Here is a 6,181-nt window from a genome sequence, read left to right on the forward strand (position 1 = left end):
CGCATTTTATAGCGAAAACAATCTAGGGGCGAACTTCACAAATTTTTGAAAAGAGCGTACATTGAATCTGTTTCCGAGGAGGGTAGAACACCATGCGCCGATACATCGCGGCCGCCGCCGCAATACTCATACTGACTGCCTGCGCCACACCCGAACAGCAGGCTGCATACCGTCAGGCACAGCAACGCTACGAACAGGACCTGCAAGTCGCCCTTGCAGCGCAATGCGACCGCGAGACTGCACAGCTTATCCGCCGTCAGTTCGATTCAGGATATGTGTCCATGCCCGATGCCGAAAGACAGATATTTAAAACACGCTATACCGAAAAGCTTTCCGATCCCATGTTCCAAGCCTGTTACAAAATGGCGTGGCAGAACTACATCTCGCAACAGCAGCTGAAAGAAGTACGCCTGTCGCGCTATTACGACGATTGGGGCTATCCGTTTTACCGTCCCTGGTGGTGGTAGTCAGAAGCGGCGGCATATGCCGTCTGAACGCGCCTACTGTCTATAAACCGCAATACCGTTTACAATGACCGCCTGTTTCATCACATACCCGAACATAACAATGAAAATCAGGCTGGGGCGGCACAACGCGCCCGACTTTCCGCACGGTGCCGCCGTAACCATAGGTAACTTCGACGGCGTACACCTCGGACACAAACACATCCTCCAAAAACTCCGCCTCGAAGCCAATACGCGCGGATTACCCGTCGTGGCCGTCGTTTTCGAACCCCAACCCAAAGAATTTTTCGCACTCCGCACCGGCAGGATGCCGCCGTGCCGGATCAGCCCCCTGCGCACCAAGCTCGAATTATTGGAAGGCACAGGCTGTGTCGATGCCGTCTGGGTTTTGCGTTTCGATCAAAATTTTTCCGAAATATCCGCGCAAGGGTTTATCGACCGCCTGCTGCGTCAAACCTTGAATACGCGTTATTTGCCCGTCGGCGACGATTTCCGTTTCGGTGCGGGGCGGGAAGGGTGTTTTGAACTTTTGGCACAACAGCCCGATATGCAAACCGAGCGTACGCCCTCCGTCATCGTCGAAGACATCCGCACCAGCAGTACCGCCGTGCGACAAGCCCTTTCAGACGGCAACCTTGCCTATGCGAAAAAACTTTTGGGACACGACTACGTTTTGGGGGGCAGGGTGGTGCACGGCAGAAAACTCGGGCGCACCTTAAACGCCCCGACCGCCAACATCCGCCTGCCCGGCCACCGTTATGCCCTCGGCGGCGTGTTTGTCGTCGAAGCAGACGGCGCATTCGGCACGCGGCGCGGCGTGGCGAGCTTCGGCTTCAATCCCACCGTTGATAGCGGCTGTTCTCAAAAGCTGGAAGTCCACCTGTTCGACTTTCAAGGCGACCTGTACGGACAAGGGCTGAACGTCCGCTTCCTGCACAAACTGCGCGATGAGGAAAAGTTTGACGGTATGGAAGAACTGAAAAGGCAGATAGCAGCCGATATGGAAGCCGCAAAGTGTTGGTAGAAAAACCTTATACAAACCATCCGATTGGGCTACAATCAATCTTTTAACTTTTCAGACGGCATAGGGGTTTCCCGTTGTGAAATACTGTTTGAGGCGCAATGCCGTCTGAAACCGAAATATTGTAACAATAGAGATTAAAAAATGACCGATTACAGCAAAACCGTCAACCTGCTCGAAAGCCCGTTTCCGATGCGCGGCAATCTTGCCAAGCGCGAGCCTGCATGGCTGAAAAGCTGGTACGAGCAAAAACGCTACCAAAAACTGCGCGAAATCGCCAAAGGCCGTCCGAAATTTATTCTGCACGACGGCCCGCCGTATGCCAACGGCGACATCCACATCGGTCATGCCGTCAATAAAATCCTCAAAGACATCATTATCCGCAGCAAAACCCAAGCCGGTTTTGACGCGCCTTATGTGCCGGGTTGGGACTGCCACGGTTTGCCTATCGAAGTGATGGTAGAAAAACTGCACGGCAAAGACATGCCCAAAGCGCGTTTCCGCGAATTGTGCCGCGAATACGCCGCCGAACAAGTTGCCCGCCAGAAAAAAGACTTTATCCGCTTGGGCGTGTTGGGCGACTGGGACCATCCTTACCTGACCATGGATTTCAAAACCGAAGCCGATACCGTGCGTATGCTCGGCGAAATCTACAAATCCGGCTATCTCTACCGCGGCGCGAAACCGGTTCAATTCTGCTTGGACTGCGGTTCTTCATTGGCCGAAGCCGAAGTGGAATACAAAGACAAAGTATCGCCTGCGATTGACGTTGCCTATCCGTTTAAAGATACTGCCGCGCTTGCCGCCGCATTCGGTTTGGCAGGTATCGAAGGCAAAGCGTTTGCCGTTATCTGGACGACCACGCCTTGGACTTTGCCTGCGAGCCAAGCTGTTTCAGCTGGCGCAGACGTGGTGTATCAACTGATTGATACGCCTAAAGGCAAATTGGTATTGGCCAAAGATTTGGCAGAAGATGCGCTCAAACGTTACGGTTTTTCAGACGGCATTGCAATTCTTGCCGAAACCACCGGCGACAAGCTGGAAAACCTACACATGAACCATCCGTTCCTCGAACGCGATATTCCCATGCTCAACGGCGACCACGTTACCACTGATGCCGGTACTGGCTTGGTACATACCGCCCCCGCACACGGTTTGGAAGACTACGCTGTCTGCAATAAATACGGCATCGAGCTTTACAACCCCGTCAACGCCGAAGGCAAATACATCAGCGAAACGCCGCGCGTTGCCGGTATGCGCGTTTGGGAAGCCAATCCCGTTATCCTGCAATGGCTGGAAGAAACCGGCAACCTCTTGGCAAGCAGCAAAATCGAACACAGCTACGCCCACTGCTGGCGGCACAAAACGCCGCTGATTTACCGCGCGACTGGCCAATGGTTTGTCGGTATGGACAAAGCCGGAAGCGACGGTAAAACCCTGCGCGACAAAGCCATCAAAGCCGTGGACGACACCGAATTCTTCCCATCATGGGGTCGTGCGCGTTTGGAAGCGATGATCGAAGGCCGTCCCGACTGGGTGGTTTCACGCCAACGCTACTGGGGCACGCCGATGACTTTCTTTGTTCACAAAGAAACGGGCGAGCTGCACCCGAACTCTGCTGAGTTGTTGGAAAAAGTTGCCCAAAAAATCGAAGAAAAAGGCATCGAAGCGTGGTTCTCCCTCGATAAGAGCGAATTATTAAGCGCGGAAGATTGCGAACATTACGACAAACTCCCCGATACGATGGACGTATGGTTCGATTCCGGTTCGACCCATTATTCCGTTGTGAAACAACGCGAAGAATTGGAATGGCCGGCTGACTTGTACCTCGAAGGCAGCGACCAACACCGTGGCTGGTTCCAATCGTCTATGCTGACCGGCTGCGCCTCATCAATGGGTCGCGCGCCGTACAAACAGCTTCTGACACACGGTTTCGTGGTGGAGCAAAACGGGCGCAAAATGTCGAAATCCATCGGCAACGTCGTCGCGCCGCAAGAAGTGTATAACGAGTTCGGCGCGGACATCCTGCGCCTGTGGGCGGCATCCACCGATTACAGCGGCGAATTGGCGATTTCCAAAGAAATCCTCAAGCGCGTAACCGAAAGCTACCGCCGTATCCGCAANACTTTGAGCTTCCTGTTTGCCAATCTCAGCGACTTCAACCCTATTGAAGATGCCGTTCAACAGGCAGACATGGTGGAAATCGACCGCTATGCCCTGGTGTTGGCGCGTCGGCTGCAAGAGCGTCTGGCAGGCGATTACTATCCGCGTTATGCCTTCCACTTCGCCGTAAAAGACATTGTTTCTTTCTGCTCGGAAGACTTGGGCGCGTTCTACCTCGATATCCTGAAAGACCGCCTCTACACCACCAAAGCCGACAGCCATGCACGCCGCAGCGCACAAACTGCCCTATATCACATCACACGCAGTTTGGTTCTCTTGATTGCACCGATTTTGTGCTTCACCGGCGAAGAAGCGTGGGACATCATCGGCGGCGGCGAAGAAGACAGCGTCCTCTTCCATACTTGGCACGAGTTCCCGACCATCAACGAAAAAACCGAAGCCGAACTGGTGAAAAAATGGACGGCAATCCGCGAAGCCCGCGAAGCCGTTACCGCCGCCATCGAGCCTTTGCGCGCCGACAAAACCGTCGGTTCGTCCTTGCAAGCCGAAGCCGAAATCACCGCGCCGGAAGAAATGGCCGACTATCTGAATGCTTTGGGCGAAGAATTGCGCTTTGCTTTGCTGGTGTCTAAAGCAGAAGTGAAAGTAGGCAGCGAACTTGCCGTTGCCGCCAAAGCCAGCGATGGCGAAAAATGCGAACGCTGCTGGCACTACACCCACGATGTGGGCGCGGTTGCAGGCCATGAAACCGTCTGCAAACGCTGTGCAGAGAATGTCGGCGGAGAAGGAGAAACGCGCCATTACGCCTGATAAAGTTTGAGCAAATGCCGTCTGAAACTGCCGAACAGCATTTCAGACGGCATTTTTTGTGCCGCGATTTGTCTTCATAATGGCGGAGGGGTTTTTTATAGTGGATTAACAAAAACCAGTACGGCGTTACCTCGCCTTAGCTCAAAGAGAACGATTCTCTAAGGTGCTGAAGCACGAAGTGAATCGGTTCCGTACTATCTGTACTGTCTGCGGCTTCGTCGCCTTGTCCTGATTTTTGTTAATCCACTATATCATTTCGGGTAGATTTTTGCGGTATTGAATTTCAGTCATTTCCGATAAATGCCTGTTGCTTTTCATTTCTAGATTCCCACTTCCGTGGGAATGACGGCGGAGGGGTTGTTTGTCGATGAGTTATCACAATCTAAAACTTCGGCATTTCCACAAAAAACAGCAACCCAAAACAGCAACTTAAAAACAGCAACTTAAAAACAGAAATCCAAAAACAGCAACCTGTAATCCCGTCATTCCCGCGCAGGCGGGAATCCAGCGAGCCGTAGGATGGGCTTCAGCCCGCCATTTCCATCAATCCCACATTTCTACCGTTTTCATTGAGTCCATCGAATCCTCACCTTTCGACGACCCAGTCCTACGCAACTGAACCGTCATTCCCACGAAAGTGGGAATCTAGAACGCAGGGTTTGAGCAACTGTTTTTATCCGATAAGTTTCTGTGCGGACAGGTCTGGATTCCTGCCTGCGCGGGAATGACGAATCCATCCATACGGAAACCTGCACCACGTCATTCCCACGAAAGTGGGAATCTAGAACGCGGGGTTTGAGCAACTGTTTTTATCCGATAAATTTCTGTGCGGACAGGTCTAGATTCCCGCCTGCGTGGGAATGACGAATCCATCCATACGGAAACCTGCACCACGTCATTCCCATGAAAGTGGGAATCTAGAACGCGGGGTTTGAGCAACTGTTTTTATCTGATAAGTTTCTGTGCGGACAGGTCTGGATTCCCGCCTGCGCGGGAATGACGGTTCGGGTATTTCCACGCCCGCCCCGCGTCTGTAAACGGCAAGTGCATCAAAAATGCCGTCTGAAGGTTCAGACGGCATCGGTATCGGGGAATCAGCGAGCCGTAGGGTGGGCTTCAGCCCGCCATTTCCATCAATTCAACATTTCTACCGTTTTCATTGAATCCATCGAATCCGCCCCTTTCGACGACTCAGTCCTACGCAACTGAACCGTCATTCCCACGAAAGTGGGAATCTAGAACGCAGGGTTTGGGCAACTGTTTTTATCCGATAAGTTTCTGTGCGGACAGGTCTGGATTCCCGCCTGCGCGGGAATGACGGCGGAGCAACTGTATTTTTCACCCCGTCGGGCAAAAATACCAAAACTCAAATCAAGCCGTTCGGATACCATTTTCGGTGGTGCCGTTTTCGGCAAAATAATCACGCATCCGGGCATTCAATATCGTCAGCAGTTTGCGCATACATGCCGTAACGGCAACCTTATATGCCTTACCCTTGGACAGCAGGCATTGGTGGAAATCCCGAATAAGCGGTTCAAAACGTGTCGCTACCACGGTAGCCATATACAGCACCTTACGCACCGCAGACCTTCCGCCAAAGCAGCGGCTTTTAAATTTGGTTTCCCCGCTCTCCCTCGGGTGCGGGGCAATGCCGACCAGACTCGCTATCCGTTTGTGCGACAGCCGCCCCAATTCAGGTAGCATCGCCATCAGCGTAGCCGTCGTTATCGAACCGATGCCTTTGATTTGCTCTGCCACTTGG

At 52.9% G+C, this 6,181-nt stretch carries 5 protein-coding genes; 3 read left to right on the plus strand and 2 right to left on the minus strand.

Annotated features, from left to right (window positions below):
- Window positions 1-92: 92 nt before the first annotated feature.
- From ACRPFF_RS08690 to ileS, 3 genes are all read left to right on the plus strand, one after another.
- A complete protein-coding gene (locus tag ACRPFF_RS08690) occupies window positions 93-467 on the plus strand; it encodes a hypothetical protein (RefSeq protein ID WP_432674413.1) in 375 nt (124 codons plus the stop codon).
- Window positions 468-567: 100 nt separating this feature from the next.
- The gene (ribF, locus tag ACRPFF_RS08695; RefSeq protein ID WP_432674414.1) at window positions 568-1,488 is read left to right on the plus strand and encodes a bifunctional riboflavin kinase/FAD synthetase; all 921 of its coding nucleotides are present in this window, start codon (window positions 568-570) and stop codon (window positions 1,486-1,488) included.
- 141 nt (window positions 1,489-1,629) lie between these two features.
- The gene (ileS, locus tag ACRPFF_RS08700) at window positions 1,630-4,419 is read left to right on the plus strand and encodes an isoleucine--tRNA ligase (protein ID WP_432674415.1); all 2,790 of its coding nucleotides are present in this window, start codon (window positions 1,630-1,632) and stop codon (window positions 4,417-4,419) included.
- A gap of 895 nt (window positions 4,420-5,314) precedes the next feature.
- On the opposite strand, the gene ACRPFF_RS08705 is transcribed toward ileS, so the two are convergent.
- Both ACRPFF_RS08705 and ACRPFF_RS08710 read right to left on the minus strand, forming a co-directional pair.
- Window positions 5,315-5,500: a hypothetical protein gene (locus tag ACRPFF_RS08705; RefSeq protein WP_432674416.1), complete on the minus strand. Its 186-nt coding sequence runs from the start codon at window positions 5,498-5,500 to the stop codon at window positions 5,315-5,317.
- A gap of 290 nt (window positions 5,501-5,790) precedes the next feature.
- Window positions 5,791-6,181 (minus strand): transposase (locus tag ACRPFF_RS08710; protein ID WP_432674417.1); only part of this gene is annotated, 391 nt, incomplete at its 5' end.

This window comes from Neisseria sp. SLRRB23 (assembly GCF_050896295.1).
In the GTDB taxonomy this organism is placed as follows: domain Bacteria; phylum Pseudomonadota; class Gammaproteobacteria; order Burkholderiales; family Neisseriaceae; genus Neisseria.